We start from the raw sequence: 15,748 nt of genomic DNA on the forward strand, positions 1-15,748 counted from the left end.
GTTCCGACCATGATGTCGCCCGCGATGCGCAAACGCCGGGGCCCAGCATGGGGCGGCGTCTTCGAGCGCCTGCCGCATTGCCGCCTCCTCACATTCCCAGGCGACAAACGCCCACACCGCCGCTCTTGCCTGTTGCTTTCCTTGGCGCAGGACATCGAGCTTTCCATGCGCCTGCGCTGACTATGCCCTGCGCCGCAGGACATAGCGCTGTCCGGCGGTGCAGTTGCCTTGCGGCAAAGACAGGTCACGGGCCCCTCCGACGGCCATGACGGCCGATGGCAGCCAACTTGCTTTCGCCCCAGACGCCAGAGCGGCGCACATATAAGTAACGCGCAATGGCAAATTGTTAATCTTCATTAACCATTGGGTATACTGTAAAATTTATAAAATTCTGGTATAATAGTATCAGGAATATCCGTTCTTCGTAAATTTCAATATATGAAATGGAAGCAAAAGCTGTGCGAAAAGATATTAAAAGCCTGATGGAAAAGATAAGCAACAATGGTTTTAATTATCAAGAGTTCAATGACAGATTTTTTGATATTGAAATGTTGCCCATTTTCAAATCTGTTTTGAGCGATCCGCGCATCCTGGCGGCGGAGCAAACAAGAAATTTGGACCGCCGTGAGCCGGTTCACGAACAATACGCAAATTTTGCAAATCAAGGACTTGGATCATTCAATCATCTTAATGACGAAATGACGGAAATAAACGAAAAATTTGACAAAGTTACGAGTATATTCTCCAGAATTAACAGACAAAACGCCAAGTCTGGTCACTAATGCCGCTGATCGTTACGTATGGAATCAGAGGCGGTAGCGGGGCCAGTTTCATCGCTTCTCAATTGGCTATTGGACTTAATGCATTAGGCATCAGCACAACGTTGACCAGCGGATGCCCATTGCAATCGATTGGCCTGCATTTCGGCGTAGAGCTATCGCGTGAACTGCCCGAATTGTTCTATGGCGATCACATCCAGCAGGCCGCCACGCTGCAAGGCAAGGTTGGCCTTTACGACATAGCCGGCGCTCTGGATCAGCCTAATTTTGTTAACTTTTTGCTGCGGAGCGGATTTGGCGACGCCGGAAACCAAGTGCTGATCATCGACCTGCCCCTGCACCGGGTTCAAGGTCTGACAGCACTCATGGATGCCGCCTGCCTGCATATCTGCACGATCACACCCTCGCCGGAGGGGATTGCCACTTTGCCGGCGGTTTACGCCCAGGCTCTGACCAACCATCCGGAAAAGACGCGCTACATTCTCAATATGATCGATGAAAGCCGTCGCCTCTCGCGGCAGATCACAAAGTTTCTCGAAGAGATGCTGGGCGATCGCATTCTTGCCAAGGTCCGCCGCGATGAAGCCGTGGTCGAGGCCCTGTCCATGCGCCAGATGCTGGCCCGCCATTCGCCCCAAAGCGGCGCTTTGGCGGATGTGCGCGCGATGTCCCACCGCGTGGGCGCCTTGCTCACCGGCCTCCTTGACGGCGGCCATGCTCCCCATGCCGGAGATGACGCATGGCACGATTGAGGTTGATCCAGAATCTGAAATATCTGCTCGCCCCCCTGCTGCTCAGCCTCAGCCTGTTCATCATTTTTGTTCCGCTGAACATGCGGTCGCAGTTCATCTTTGCGGGCGTCACGGTGGTCGGCACGCTGATGCTTCGGCGCTGGAAATCAAGCCATACGCTGGTGGCGATCAATATCGTCTCCATACTGGTGTCCACCCGCTATATTCTGTGGCGGACAACCCAGACGCTCGGTTTCAGCAATCTGACCGAGCTGCTGTTGGGCAGCGCGCTGTATGGCGCGGAACTCTATGCCTGGATCATCCTTGTCCTTGGCGCGACCCAGACGATCTGGCCGCTCAAGCGCCCGGTCAAACCGCTGGCCGGAGAGCCGATGGATTGGCCCACGGTCGACATTTACGTGCCAACCTATAACGAGAGCCTCCAGATCGTGGCCAACACGGTGTTTGCCGCGATGGATCAGGATTATCCCGCCGACCGTTTCCGGGTCTTTATTCTCGACGACGGCCGCCGCCCGCAATTCCGCGCCTTCGCGCAAAAGGCCGGTTGCGGCTATATCACCCGCCATGACAATGCCCATGCCAAGGCGGGCAATCTGAACGCGGCCATGGGCAAGACCTATGGCGAATTCATCGCCGTCTTCGATTGCGACCATGTGCCCACGCGCGCATTCCTGCAATTGACGATGGGCTGGCTTCAGGCCGATCGCGATCTGGCCCTGCTCCAGACGCCGCACCACATGTATTCGCTCGACCCGGTTCAGCGCAACCTTTCGCAATTGACCGACATGCCGGGCGAAGGCGATCTGTTTTACGGACCCGTGCAGGAAGGCAACGACCTGTGGAATGCCACCTTCTTTTGCGGTTCATGCGCGGTCATGCGCCGCGCCGCGCTGGAAGAGATCGGGGGTTTCGCGCGCGAGACCGTGACCGAGGACGCACATACCGCGCTGCGTTTGCAGCGACAGGGCTGGAAGACAGCGTTTCTGGGGCTGCGCCTCTCGGCGGGTCTGGCAACGGAGCGTCTGGCGCTCCACGTCGGCCAGCGCATACGCTGGGCGCGCGGCATGATGCAGATCATGCGGATCGACTTTCCGCTGCTGGGGCCGGGCCTGAGCGTGCAGCAGCGCTTTTGTTACCTCAACGCCATGCTGCATTTCATGTTTCCGCTTCCGCGCATCGTGTTTCTGACCAGCCCGCTGGCCTATCTGATTTTGGGCCAGAACATCATTCAGGCCTCCGCGTTGATGATCCTGGCCTATGCGCTGCCGCATCTGGCCTGCTCCATGCTGGTCAGCGATCATGTCGATGGCGGCGCCCGCCGGCCTTTCTGGAGCGAGATCTATGAAACCATCCTTGCTTTCCACCTGGCGCCGGTCACGGTCATGACGCTGATCAACCCGCGCAAGGGCAAGTTCAACGTCACCGAAAAGGGAAGCATCGTTGGACAGGATTATTTCGACTGGCGCGTCGTGCGGCCCCATCTCATCTGCATCGCGCTGCTGTTGACCGGGGTTGCCCTGGCCTTGGCCAAGCAATTCTATTCGCCCTATCTCTTCAACATCCAGATCGATACGCTGGTCATCAATCTGGTCTGGGCGCTCTTCAGCGTGGCAATCCTGCTGGTGGCGGTGGCCACGGCATGGGAAAGGCGCCAGTCATCGCCCTTCGTCCAGATGCCCCGGCGCTTTGCGGTCAGCGTCAATTTTTCCAGCGGCCATGTTGTCGACGGCGAAACGGAAATGATCTCGGTGGGTGATGCCCGCATTGCGCTGCCCCGGATGCCGGAGTTTTCGGATGCCGAGATCAGCCACATCACCCTGAGCTTTGGCGAGGATGCGCTGACCTTGCCGGTGGAAACGGTGTCGATGGCCGATGGTCATGCCACCGTGCGCTATCTTGATCTGACCATGGCCGAGCAGCGCCTGCTGACCCGCCTGCTGATGGGCCGCGCGGACGCGTGGGAGTGCGAGGACCGGCCATCACGCGTGCACGCCATAGCCTCCATCAAGGACATTCTGCGGGTGAGCCTGGCGATCACCGGCCGTTTGCTCAAGCTGGAATTTGTCCGATTGAGCCGCGCAGGCAGGAAACCTTCGCGCAAGGCGCCCGCCATGGCGACGGCGGCGCTGCTGCTGGCGGCGGCGCTCGGCGTGGCTCCTGCCCGGCCGGTTCAGGCGGCCTCGCTGGCCCCCGCGGCCTTCCCGCCCAGCGGCACGCTGCATCAGCATTTTACACTCAAGGACATGCTGGTTCGGCAGCCTATCCGCCTGCAAGGCACGCGCGGCGAGGTCGGCCTGCCCTTTGGCGTCCACAAAGATATGGTGGTGTCGGGCGCGACGCTGACCCTGGCCCTCGCCTGGTCGCCCCAGATGCTGGACGATTTGAGCCAGTTGGTTGTCATGGTCAATGGAGAGGTGGCCCAGACCATCCCCCTGCACAGGGTCGATTCGGGCGGCATACAGGTGTCGATGCCCATCAATCCGGCCTTTTTCCTGCCCGGCCGCAATCAACTCAACCTGCGCCTTGTCGGCCATTACACCCGCGATTGCGAAGACCCCTTTCACAGCGCGCTTTGGGCCAATGTCAGCCATGTGCGCTCGTCGCTCGACCTGACCCTGCAATCGGTGGCCATGGCGCCATCGCTCTCGACGCTGCCGATGCCCTTTTTTGAACGCTCCGATGTGCTGCCTCTCAAGGTGCCCTTTGTGTTTGCCGCAAGGCCGGGGCCGGGCCAACTGGAAGCCGCCGCCGCGACCGCCTCCTGGCTGGGCAGCCTTGCCAGCTATCGCGGGTTTTCCTTCAAACCCTTTTACGGCCAGTTTCCGGCGGGCAATGCGGTCGTGTTTCTGCGTGCGGGGGAAAGCCTGCCCGGGCTCGCCCCTGCCATAGCCGGGCCATCGGCGATGATGATGACCAATCCTGTCGATCCCTATGGCACCTTGCTGGTCATCATGGGGCGCAACGATGCCGAACTGGCGCAGGCGGCGGGGGTCGTGGCCACAGGCCGGGGCATTCTCAGCGGCGCCCTGATGAACTTTTCCGATGTGCGCCTGCCCGCCTATGCCGCCTATGAGGCCCCGCGCTGGTTGAGCACGGCCAAGCCGATCCGGCTGGGCGAGATCATGGAGGCTTCGGAACTGACCGGCATGGGCATTCCGCCGGGGCCTCTGACGGGCCGGTTTCGTCTGGCGCCTGATCTGTTTTTCTGGCCCCATGTCGGGGGCCGACTGAATCTGATGTACAATTACCCCACCGCCCCGTGGCTGGACCGCAGCCGCTCGCGGCTCGACGTCATGCTCAATGGCCAGTTCCTGACCACGGTCCCGCTCAACGGCGGCAATTGGTGGCATCAGATCATCAACGGCAAGCTGCCCGGCGGCAATCCTTCGCGGGTGCGGCTGGATCTGCCCGGCTATGCCCTGTTCGGGCGCAATGATCTGACCTTTGATTACAACCTGCTGTTGGCGGACAAACAGAAATGTAGCGGCACCTTGCCGGATAATGTGCGCGTGTCGATCAACCCCAACAGCACGATCGACCTGACGGACGCATGGCACGCCACGTTGATGCCCAATCTGGCAACCTTCGCCAGCGCCGGCTATCCCTTTACCGTCATGCCCGACCTGTCGCGCACGGTCGTGGTGGTGCCGGAAAATCCGGAGCCCGGCACGGTTGAGGCCTTTCTGGTGATGATGGGGCGTTTCGGCGATTCGACCGGTGCCGCCGCCACCGGCGTCGCGGTGGTAACCCAGGTTGTGCCCGAAAAGATCAAGGACAGCGATGTGCTGGTCATCGGCGGCAGTGCGATGGCCGGGATGGAAAAGCTCTTTGCCAATTCCCCGGTCAAATTCAGCGGCGGCGCTCTGCAAGTGCGGCAGAACAGCCCGCTGGATTATATCGAGGCCATGTTTGCCGGGGTCCGCACCGACGCCCCCGCCGATACCGATGCCGCCGTCTATGGCGCCAAGGGCTTTTCCGGCATTGTCAGCTTTCGCTCGCCCTTTGGCGATGCGCATACGGTGGTGGCGCTGATTGCCGACAATCAGGCCGATCTGCCCACACTGGTTGACGGGATGGCCGACAACAAGATCAATGCGGCCATCAAGGGCGACCTCTCGGTCACCACCGGCGACAGTATGAGCAGCTACAAATTGGGTCAGGTCTATTGGGTCGGAAATTTGCCGATCTGGCTGCGCATATCCTATTGGATCAGCCTGCATCCGGTGCTGATGGCCTTCAGCGTTCTGATCACCGCGATCTTTTTCAGCGCGCCGGTGACGCTCTTCCTGCGGCGGCGCGCTCATAAACGCCTGCATGAAACCGAAGCGCCGCCGCAATGAGACTGATGCCCCCACAGCCCAAAGGCTTGGGGGCATCAGGCATTAGCCAGGCATTGGCTCTAAAGCGAACCCACCGCGATTTTCGAGCCGTTGACAAGCCTGTCGAGGCGGAAATGCTGGGGGTCCACGCTGGGCCGATCCTGCGAAATCAGGTCTGCCGCAAGATAGCCGATGCCGGGGCCAAGGCCAAACCCATGCCCGGAACAGCCCGCGGCAAGATAAAGCCCGCCGACCTGCTCCACAGCCGAGATCACCGGCACAGCATCGGGCGTGCAATCGACATAGGCGCCCCACGCACCCTCGAACTCAAGCCCCGCCAGTTGCGGAAATGTGCCGACAAGATTGGCCTTGATCGCGGCCACGAGCTTGGGGTCGGGCTTGGGCGAGAGCACGCGCGTGGCCTCAAAGATCGAAGGATCGCGGCCCAGCACCGCCGACAGAGATTCCGGCCCGGTAAAGAAGGAGCCGCTGATCCCCATTTGCACAGCCTTCAGACGCTGGATGAATTGCGGCATGAATTCGCGGGCAAAGCGGATGCCCTGCGGGGTCAGTTCCAGCGTCGCGCGGCCGCTGATGGCAAGCGTGTAGCTGCCGTCGAGCCGCCGCGTCATGGCCAGATCGGGGCAATAGACCACCTCGCCAAGATTGACCGTAGGTTTGGTGCGCAGCGCCGTCTGGCGCACGCTGGCCTGCGGAAAGGTGACGCCGTGGCGGCGCATGAAGGCCGATGCCCATGCCCCGCCCGCGCAAAGCACGGCATCGGCGCGGATCGTGCCGCGCTCGGTATGCAGGCCCGAAACCCGGCCATTGGTCAGATCCAGCCCGCGCGCGGCGCAATTCTGATGGATGGTCGCGCCATGCTGCCTTGCCCCTTCGGCAAGAACCGGGGCGGCCAGCGCCGGTTCGGCCTTGCCGTCATGCACCGAATGCAGCCCGCCGACCCATTGCCGCCGGTTCTGGGGAATGCGCTCGCCCGCCTGCGCGCCGGTCAGCATATGGGTTTCGACGCCAAACTCCTTGGCCACCGGACGCCAGCTTTCCCATGCGGCCAGCGTCGCGGCATCATCGGTGGCATAGACGAGGCCCGTGCGGCGAAAGCCCGGATCCATGCCGATTTCGCCGCGCATTTCATCCCACAGCCGCATCGAGAGCAGCGAGAGCGGCATCTCGCGCCGGTCGCGGTTCTGCTGGCGGCACCAGCCCCAGGTGCGGCTCGACTGTTCGCAGGCGACATGGCCCTTTTCCACCAGCGCCACGCGCAGGCCCCGCCGCGCCAGATAATAGGCCGATGCCGTGCCGACGATACCACCCCCGATCACCGCGACATCGACCGCATCGGGCAGATGTTCATCGCTTTTGACCGGTTGAACAACAGGATGCATTTCCTCACCTCTCATCAAGCGATGGCCAACCATTCCATCACAGATACTTGAGCCACCAGATGTCCTTGCGGGCCTTCTTGAAATTGGAAAACCAGCGGGTCGGGAAATAAAGCGGCACAATGAGGGCAAGGTAGAACACCAAAACCCAGCCCAGCGAGTCAAAGCCGAAGACATCGCCATGATTGGTGCCGAACACCGCGCGCGCCGTCAGATAGAAGATGCGCAGCAGATAGAGATGGAAAAGATAGAAGAACATTGGCGCGCTGCCCAGCACCGAGAGCCAGTGGGTGATGCGCGCATGATTGACCCGTTCAAACAACGCCAGAAGGATCAGCCCGGTGCCCAGCGTGGGCAGGAGAAACAGCAGCGAGGGCGGATATTTGGTCAGGGCCAGAAAGCTCATGACCGTGCGGATCGGCTCGCCCGGCACGGTGAACCACGGCGCATCGCCATAAATGTTGATCGCACGCAGGAAGACAAAGCCCGCGATCATCGCCGCGCCGGTGGCCATCAGCCGCGCCATCCGGGCTTCAGGCGCAAGGCGCGAAAACCACGAACCCGCCGACCAGCCGAGGCAGATCACCCCGACCCACGGCAGGACCGGATAGTTGAACTTGACCACCATGCCCGCCAGTTCGATCTGCGAACGCTTGTGCAGGATCGCCCAAGGGATGAACATCGGGCTGTCCGGGGCAAAAGACACGCCATCGAACAGATTGTGCCCGCCCACAATGGCCAGACCCAGCAGCATAACCGCCCGCCCCGGCAGATGGATCAGGCCCGCCAGCACGATCATGCAAAGACCGATGGCCCAGATCACCTGAAGAAACACGAAGTGAAACGGAAACTCGGCACGCCACGAAAAATTGACCAGCGTGAGTTCGAGCAGGACGAGAAAGGCCCCGCGCCGCAGCAGAAAATCGCTGGTTTCGGCCAGAGTATGCCGCTGGCTGTAGAGATAGGCCGAAAGGCCGGTCAGCGCGACGAAGATGGGCGCGCAAAGCGTGCTGGTGATGCGCATAAAGAACAGCGCGGGCAGCGTCGTGCGCGCATCGACCGGATCGCTCACCGGCAAATAAAGCAGCCATGTCTCGCGCACATGGTCGAGCAGCATGAAGAGCATCACCAGCCCGCGCAGGGCGTCAATGCTCTGCAATCGGGTGGCGGTCGCGGCCCTTTCCGCTTTCGCAGGCGGGGTGTCGGTCTGATTCCATGCAATGGCAGCCATAGCGGCCTCCTGACAAAAAGGGGATCAAACGCGCAGCGTAGCCACCGCGTCGATTTCAACCAGATAGCCGTAATGCAATTCCGGCACCGGAACCACCGTGCGCGCGGGCCGCGCCTCGCCCAGCATCTCGGCATAGACGCGGTTGAATTCGGGCCAGTTTTCCACGCCCACGATATAGGCCGTCACGCGGCACAAATCGGCGGGGTTTCCGCCCGCCGCCTCAACAATGGCGAGCATATTGGCAATGGCCTGCCGGGCCTGCGCGGCAAAGCTCATGTCCTCAAGCGGTGCCTTGTCGGCCCGGATCGGCAATTGACCCGAAACATAGAGCATGTCGCCCGCGCGGATCGCCTGGGCATAATGGCCCGCCGGCGCGGGCGCCTGATCGGTCAGGATGGGAGTAAGCGCCTCGTTCATCACCAGCCTCCGAAACGCTGCCACTGGCCGGTGACCAGATCCGAGCCGCCATGTACCACGTTATAGGTGCGATGCTGCGCCCCGGTGGCGCAGGCGTGATTGGGCAGCACCCGCACGCGATCGCCGATGGCCAGATCGGGGAGCTTGCCGTCCGAACCGGGGCGGACGGTGATGATGCCATGCTCCTGATTGGCATCGGCCAGAATGAGATCGGGATAGGGATTGCCCGCCAGATCGCAGACCACGCCATAGCCCTGATTGACGGCCTGTTTGGAGGTGCCGCGATCCTGCGACATGGCCATCCATCCGGCATCGATCAGGATCCAGCCCTTTTCACGCTGATGGCCGATTACCGTGCCCATCACCGAAAGGGCGATATCGTCAATCTGGCAAATGCCGATGCCAGCCATCACCAGATCGAAGAACACAAAGACCCCGGCCCGCACCTCGGTCACACCGGTCAGATCCTGCGCATGATGGGCCGTGGGCGTCGAGCCGATGCTGACCACGGGGCAAGGCAGACCCGCATCGCGCAGGGTCGTTGCCGCGTTGACCACACTGAGTCGTTCCTCTTCGGCGGCCTGTTGCAGCGCCTGCGTCCCACGCGCGGCATAGCTGCCCCCGGCATGGGTGAGGACGCCGCGCAATTCGCCGCCATCACTCAGCGCGCGGCCGATTTCGACCAGCCGCGCCGCATCATCGGGCAGCACGCCCGAACGATGACCATCGCAATCGATCTCGATCAGCGCCGGAATGGCATCGCCGCTCTCGCGCGATGCCTGTGCCACCGCCTGCGCCTGCTCCACCGTGTCGAGCACGACCGCCAGATCGACGCCCCGACGGCGCAATTCGATCACCTTGGCCAGTTTCCACGGCGCGATGCCCACCGCATAGATGATGTCGCGCACCCCGGCGTCGGCAAAGAATTCCGCCTCCTTCAGGGTCGAAACCGTGGCGGGCCCCTGCGGGCTCTCCATCACCTGCCGGGCGACCTCGACCGATTTGGCCGTCTTGAGATGGGGGCGCAAGGTTACACCATGGGGCGCCAGCCGGGCGCGCAGGCGGGCAATGTTGCGCTCCATCCGCTCGGCATCCAGCACGAGGCATGGGGTTTCCAGGGCGCCGAGGCGCAGCGAAGCATCGCTCTGGCGCGTCTGCTCAAGAAGGGTCGGCTCAGTCACCACAGATGTTCCTTACTGAATGGGCGGGTCTGATGGGCCATTGTGTCGGCCCCGCCGCGTGGATACAATTAATGGTTTATGCAGGATGGATTAAGTCTGAAATTAATTCCGTCAGCCATCCCACCACACATGTTCGGCAAAAGTATAGCCCATGAACCCGCCCAGCGGGACCGGATAGAAGCCCCGCAAACGGCGGTCATGGCCATCGAGCAGGCTGATGAAAACCGGGATCACGCTGCCGCATTGCTGGTGGACCAGCCCCTGCATCTCGCCATAAAGCTGCTTGCGGCGCTGGTGGTCGGTCTCGCCCCTCGCCTCGATCAACAGTTTGTCAAAGCGCGGATTTTGCCAGCCGGTTTCGTTCCAATTGGCGTCCGATTTGTAAAACAGGCTGAAGACCATGTCGGCCGTGGGGCGCGGGTTGTTGTTGCCGAAAAACAGCGGGTGCTTCATCCAATGGGTCGACCAATAGCCATCGGCAGGCACCCGGTTGACCGCCAGATCCAGCCCCACACGGGCGCCATATTCCTGAAGGATCGAGGCCATGTCCACCGACCCTTCGGCAGCGGGCGAGGCATAGACCGGCAGGCGTACGCCGCTCAGGCCAGAGCGCTGGACATGCCATTTCGCGCGGTCCAGATCGAGGTTGGTCTGGGGCAGATCGTCGCGGAAATAGGGATGGCCGGGCGGGATCGGCTGGTCATTGGCGATGGTGCCGTAATTGCGGAAAAGCGCGCGGTTGATCAACGGCCGGTCCAACAGGTGGCGGATCGCGGCGGTGAAATCGGGATTTCCGGTGGGCAATTGGTCCTGACGCGCAACCAGATTGGTGTAGAGGCCCGATTTCGTCTCGATGACCCCATGCGCGGGCGAGGCCAGAATGCGCCGGGTCGAGCGCGGATTGACCGCATTGATCAATTGCACATCGCCCGCCAACAAGGCGCTGACACGGCTGACCTCATCGGGAATGGCGATCAGTTCGATCTCGTCGAGATAGGGCCTGCCCGCTTTCCAGAAATCGGGGTTGCGCCGCACCACGGTGCGGATGCCGGGTCGGAATTCGGCCAGACGAAAGGGGCCGGTGCCATTGGCGGTATGCGGATCGTTGTGATCGGCATCCATGATCAGAAAATGCGACTGGGCCAGAATGACCGGCAAATCCGCGTTCGGGCCGGTCAACGTGATGCGGACCTCGCGCGGACCGGTGGCGCGCACATCAGCAAACTGGCGCGCGATATCGGCCATTTTCGAACCGATCACCGGGTCCTTGTGGCGCAGCAGCGAATGGACGACATCCTTCGCGCCCAGGCTCTTGCCATTGTGGAAAGTCACGCCCTTGCGCAGCGTGGCATGCCACACCTGCTGATCGTCGCTGGTCAGGCTTTCGGCCAGAGCGGGCTGGGCATTCAAATGCCGATCCAGCTCGGTCAGCCCACTGTAGAGCATGAAGTGCCGGACATAATCGGTGTTGAGCGCGCCGCGCGCAGGATCAAGCGTATCGCCGATCGAGATGGAGGTGCTGGCCACACGGACGCGCCCGCCCTGTCGGGGCTTGGCATCGGGATCGAGCATGACCGGCGCGGCAGCCGGCCTGCCCAGAAACCGCCCGGCCACGGCCGCCATGCCCAGCCCCGCAACGCCGCCCAGCGCCACGCGTCGGTTGACAGGCCCGCCGGTCACTGCGGATAAAAGCCCAGAATGGCCTTGGTTTCGAGATATTCCTCCAGACCGAAGCGGCCATATTCGCGGCCATTGCCCGATTGCTTATACCCGCCAAAGGCGGCGAAACCGTCCCATGCCGGATGGTTGATATGGACCTGACCCGAACGGATCCGGCCCGCCACGCGGCGCGCGCGGTCAAGGTCGCCCGACTGGACATGCGCGCCCAGCCCATAAACCGTGTCATTGGCGATCCGTACCGCCTCTTCCTCATCGGCATAGGGGATGATGCAGAGGACCGGACCGAAAATCTCCTCCTGCGCGATCCGCATCGTGTGATCGGGGCAGATAAAGATCGTGGGCCGACAATAGAGGCCGCGCTCCAGCCCTTCCGGCTTGCCCGGTCCGCCGCAGATCAGGCGCGCACCCTCGGCAAGGCCGATGCCGATCATCTGCTGCACCTTGTCGAACTGGTTGCGGTTGGCCACCGGGCCAAGGTCGGTCGCATCCTGCGCCGGATCGCCCACCACCAGCGCGTTGGCGGCATCGGCGGCCAGTTGCTCAACTTCGGCCAGACGGCTTTGCGGCACCAGCATCCGCGTCGGGGCGCTGCACGACTGGCCAACATTGCGCATGCCCGCGGCCACGCCCAGCGGCACCACGCGGGCGAAATCGGCATCATCGAGCAGGATATTGGGCGATTTTCCGCCCAGTTCCTGCGTCACGCGCTTGACCGTAGGCGCGGCGGCCTGAGCCACCAGAACACCCGCGCGGGTCGATCCGGTGATCGAGATCATGTCAATGTCGGGATGGGCCGACATCGCGGCGCCCACCACTTCGCCCGTGCCGGTCACCATGTTGAACACGCCGGGGGGCGTCCCCGCATCCTCGATGATCTGGGCCAGCAACTGGGCGCTGAAGGGCGACAATTCGCTGGGTTTGAGCACCACGGTGCAACCGGCGGCCAGCGCCGGGGCCAGCTTGGCGGTGATCTGATAAAGCGGCCAGTTCCACGGCGTGATCAATCCGCACACGCCGATCGCCTCGCGGGCAATGGCGGTGGTGCCTTGCTGGCTCAGAAAGCGGAAGTCGCGCAGCACCTCAATGGCGGCGCGCACATGGGCCAGCCCAAAAGGCACATGGGCGGCGCGGGCGAAGGTGATGGCGCAGCCGATCTCCTGGCTGATGACCTGTGCGAGCATCTCCGCCCGCTCCTCCATCAGCGTCAGAATGCGGCCCAGCAAAGCAAGGCGTTCTTCGCGCGAACTGGCGGAAAAGGCCGGGAACGCGGCGCGGGCGGCGGCCACCGCCGCGTCCACATCGGCCGGGCCGCAGGCCGCCACCGTGCCGATCATTTCCTCGGTCACCGGGCTGAACACCGGTATCGGTTCGGCCACGACAATGGGGGCTTTCCATTCGCCACGGACATAGATGAGATCACAGGAGGGCAAAGGCATCATCAGCCGGGCTTTCGCGCATCAGGGTTGGGTTGCTTGGGCGCCGATGATATGGCATGTCATGAATATCGCAATTAATACGATCTACATTCTTCATTAAGCCCAAACCTAATGATTACGACCGAGGATCTCACCTTCTTTCAGGTTCTGGCCCGCTCCCCCTCGCTGGCCGAGGCGGCGCGCAGCCTCAATGTCACCGCCCCGGCGGTTACGCAGCGGTTGCGCGCATTGGAGGCCCGCGTCGGGGTCAGGCTGGTTGATCGCAATTCGCGCGGGCTGAGCCTGACCGATGAAGGGGAACTGATCGCCTCGGAAGGGCTGGAGATCATCGGCGCCATCGAGGATCTGGCCGAAAGGCTGGCCTCGCGCACCAGCAAGATCCGCGGGCATTTGCGGGTGGCGGCCCCCTATGGCTTTGGCCGGCGCTATGTCAGCCCGGTGGTGGAAACATTTGCCAGAGCCCATCCGGCCACGACCGTCACGCTCGAACTGTCCGACAGTCCCATCCGGCAGGTCAGCGAAAGCTGGGATATTGTCGTGCATATCGGCGCCCTGCCAGAAAGCGACAGGCTGGTGACGACGCTGGCGCCCAACCGCCGCATCCTGTGCGCGGCCCCCGCCTATCTTGAGAGCAGCCCGCCTCTCGCCACGCCCCATGACCTGGTCGATCACCGGTGCCTTGCCCTGCGCGAGAACAATGAGGACGTCACGCTGTGGCGCTTGCGGCATGAGGGCAAGGAGCCGATGACCGTGCGTGTCAAACCCGCCATGTCCAGCAATGACGGCGAAATCGTGCGCGACTGGGCGCTGGCGGGGCTTGGCGTGATGGTGCGCAGCGAATGGGATGTGGCCGGGGATCTGGCGGCGGGACGGCTGGTGGAAATATTGCCCGGATGGGCGCTGCCCTGCGCCGATGTGGTGGCGCTGGTCCACGCGCGCAACGGGCGCAGCGGGCGGGCCAGCGCCTTCCTTGATGACTTGCGCGAAGCCCTCGCCAAGGTGCCGTGGCGAGTTTGAGACCGCTCGCTGCGCCGGATGCAGAGGCGACAGGCCGGACTTGAACCCGCAAAATAAGGACCAAAGGCGTCCAGAAAACCGGCGGCCATTCCAGCCTGTGCAACGATTGCCTTGAAACCGGGAAAGTTCAGGATGGCACTTCTATAACTTTAGGATATTGGGAGGCGGTAACCACCCGGCCTCCGCGACCAGTCAAGGTCGGTAAAGCGGCCTATTCCAGCGGTTGACGGGGCGGTTGTAATTTCACTGGCCCTTGGCCGGCGATATAGCGACCGGGCAGCCGGCAGGAGAAACGGCATGATCGCACGCGAATTGATTGGTACGGCACAGGTTCCCGATGGCGAGGAATTGCGCCTCTTTCGCCATGGCGGCGATTTCATGATTGTGCTGGATCGCAACGAATTGATGAGCACGCGCATGCGCGGCTCCGAAGAGGCACTGGCCGTCATGTCCTGCACGCGCATCGCCGGTGCAGTGCAACCGCGCATGCTGATCGGCGGCTACGGGATGGGCTTCACTTTGCGCGCCGCGTTGGCCAATCTGCCTGATGACGCAAAGGTCACCGTTGCCGAAATCGTGCCCGAGATCATTGCCTGGGCGCGCGGGCCGATGGCCGAGGTGGCGGCGGGCTGCCTTGACGATCGGCGCGTCAAGCTCGTGCAAGGCGATGTCGCCGACGTGATCGCCGATTCGCCGGGCGAATTTGATGCTATCCTGCTTGATGTCGATAACGGGCCCGACGGATTGGTCCGCGCCGACAATGACCGGCTGTATGCCAAGGCCGGCTTGCGCACGGCCGCCCGAGCGTTGCGTCCCGGTGGGGTATTGGCGATCTGGTCCGCTGCGCGTGACGATGCCTTCACGCGGCGTCTGAAATCTGCTGGCTTCACTGTGGACGAGGTCACGGTCTATGCCCGCTACGATAAACAAGGCAACGGCAAGGGCGCCAAGCACGTGATCTGGTTCGCAACATTGGGCACAGCGCGTTAACCGCGCGGGTCACAACCCGGCGACCATCAGCATCGGGCCTATTTGGGCGCCACGACGATCGCAAACAGCCGGTCTATATTCAGCTGAAGGTCCTGCACAGCCGGGTTTTCGGCATATTTGGCCAGCCCCAGCGGCAGGCTCATGCTCTCATGCAGGGCCGAAGTTTCCGCGTCGGTCAGGAGGCCTCGCTTTCTCAGGATGTTGGCAAGGCTGACAATTCCGTTGATCGCGGAAACGTCCGACGCTTCAAGGGCTTCAACCAGATCTTGTTCGGTAAGGTTCGGGCTGTCGGTCATTGCGGTGCACCTTGCCATTGCGCAGCAGCGAGCTTTTCCTGCTGGGCAAGTTCCCGCCCGCGAGCGACCTCAAGGACTTGGTCGGCCATGCTGCGCCACGCTTTCTCGGAGCGCAATGCGCGTTCGCGCACGTTCTCCAGCACACAGCAGGCCGCTTCCTGTGCAGCCTGTTCGGCTCGTTCCATGAGAAATTCGTACGACAGCGCCATCTGCATTCACTCCGGGGTTGTGTAAGGGAAATCGGACATCT

At 62.2% G+C, this 15,748-nt stretch carries 13 protein-coding genes; 5 read left to right on the forward strand and 8 right to left on the reverse strand.

Going from position 1 to position 15,748, the window contains the following annotated elements; genetic code table 11:
• Window positions 1-458 precede the first annotated feature (458 nt).
• The 3 genes from PQ467_RS13335 to bcsA are packed head-to-tail and all read left to right on the forward strand — an operon-like array spanning window position 459 to window position 5,871.
• Window positions 459-782, forward strand: coding sequence for a hypothetical protein (locus PQ467_RS13335; protein WP_274173871.1), 324 nt, complete (start codon window positions 459-461; stop codon window positions 780-782).
• Window positions 782-1,531 carry a cellulose synthase operon protein YhjQ/BcsQ gene (locus PQ467_RS13340; protein ID WP_274173872.1) on the forward strand — a complete coding sequence of 250 codons (750 nt, stop codon included), beginning with the start codon at window positions 782-784 and terminating at the stop codon, window positions 1,529-1,531. Before PQ467_RS13335 ends, PQ467_RS13340 begins: the two co-directional genes overlap by 1 nt.
• Complete coding sequence (bcsA, locus tag PQ467_RS13345; RefSeq protein ID WP_274173873.1) at window positions 1,519-5,871, forward strand: UDP-forming cellulose synthase catalytic subunit; 4,353 nt, start codon at window positions 1,519-1,521, stop codon at window positions 5,869-5,871. The genes PQ467_RS13340 and bcsA overlap by 13 nt, the downstream gene beginning before the upstream one ends.
• A gap of 59 nt (window positions 5,872-5,930) precedes the next feature.
• Here the strand turns inward: bcsA and PQ467_RS13350 are convergent, their stop codons facing one another.
• From PQ467_RS13350 to PQ467_RS13375, 6 genes are all read right to left on the reverse strand, one after another.
• A complete protein-coding gene (locus PQ467_RS13350; protein WP_274173874.1) occupies window positions 5,931-7,253 on the reverse strand; it encodes an NAD(P)/FAD-dependent oxidoreductase in 1,323 nt (440 codons plus the stop codon).
• Window positions 7,254-7,290: 37 nt separating this feature from the next.
• Window positions 7,291-8,481, reverse strand: coding sequence for a DUF1624 domain-containing protein (locus PQ467_RS13355; RefSeq protein ID WP_274173875.1), 1,191 nt, complete (start codon window positions 8,479-8,481; stop codon window positions 7,291-7,293).
• A 24-nt stretch (window positions 8,482-8,505) separates the two neighbouring features.
• Entirely contained in the window at window positions 8,506-8,898 is a 393-nt protein-coding gene (locus tag PQ467_RS13360) for a RidA family protein (protein WP_274173876.1), read from the reverse strand.
• Complete coding sequence (locus PQ467_RS13365) at window positions 8,898-9,980, reverse strand: DSD1 family PLP-dependent enzyme (RefSeq protein ID WP_274176160.1); 1,083 nt, start codon at window positions 9,978-9,980, stop codon at window positions 8,898-8,900. Before PQ467_RS13365 ends, PQ467_RS13360 begins: the two co-directional genes overlap by 1 nt.
• Window positions 9,981-10,190: 210 nt before the next feature.
• Window positions 10,191-11,702 carry an ABC transporter substrate-binding protein gene (locus PQ467_RS13370; RefSeq protein ID WP_443193012.1) on the reverse strand — a complete coding sequence of 504 codons (1,512 nt, stop codon included), beginning with the start codon at window positions 11,700-11,702 and terminating at the stop codon, window positions 10,191-10,193.
• A gap of 53 nt (window positions 11,703-11,755) precedes the next feature.
• Window positions 11,756-13,195, reverse strand: coding sequence for an aldehyde dehydrogenase family protein (locus tag PQ467_RS13375; protein ID WP_274176161.1), 1,440 nt, complete (start codon window positions 13,193-13,195; stop codon window positions 11,756-11,758).
• A 111-nt stretch (window positions 13,196-13,306) separates the two neighbouring features.
• Here PQ467_RS13375 and PQ467_RS13380 point away from each other — a divergent pair, with 111 nt between their 5' ends.
• The gene (locus PQ467_RS13380; protein ID WP_274173878.1) at window positions 13,307-14,212 is read left to right on the forward strand and encodes a LysR family transcriptional regulator; all 906 of its coding nucleotides are present in this window, start codon (window positions 13,307-13,309) and stop codon (window positions 14,210-14,212) included.
• A 297-nt stretch (window positions 14,213-14,509) separates the two neighbouring features.
• On the forward strand, window positions 14,510-15,202 hold the full coding sequence (locus tag PQ467_RS13385) for a spermidine synthase (protein WP_274173879.1): 693 nt from the start codon (window positions 14,510-14,512) through the stop codon (window positions 15,200-15,202).
• Window positions 15,203-15,240: 38 nt separating this feature from the next.
• On the opposite strand, the gene PQ467_RS13390 is transcribed toward PQ467_RS13385, so the two are convergent.
• Window positions 15,241-15,498 (reverse strand): hypothetical protein, encoded by a 258-nt coding sequence (locus tag PQ467_RS13390; RefSeq protein ID WP_274173880.1) that lies wholly within the window; start codon window positions 15,496-15,498, stop codon window positions 15,241-15,243.
• Entirely contained in the window at window positions 15,495-15,707 is a 213-nt protein-coding gene (locus tag PQ467_RS13395) for a hypothetical protein (protein ID WP_274173881.1), read from the reverse strand. The genes PQ467_RS13390 and PQ467_RS13395 overlap by 4 nt, the downstream gene beginning before the upstream one ends.
• Window positions 15,708-15,748: the final 41 nt, after the last annotated feature.

It is taken from the genome of Novosphingobium sp. KACC 22771, from assembly GCF_028736195.1.
Classification (GTDB): Bacteria; Pseudomonadota; Alphaproteobacteria; order Sphingomonadales; family Sphingomonadaceae; genus Novosphingobium.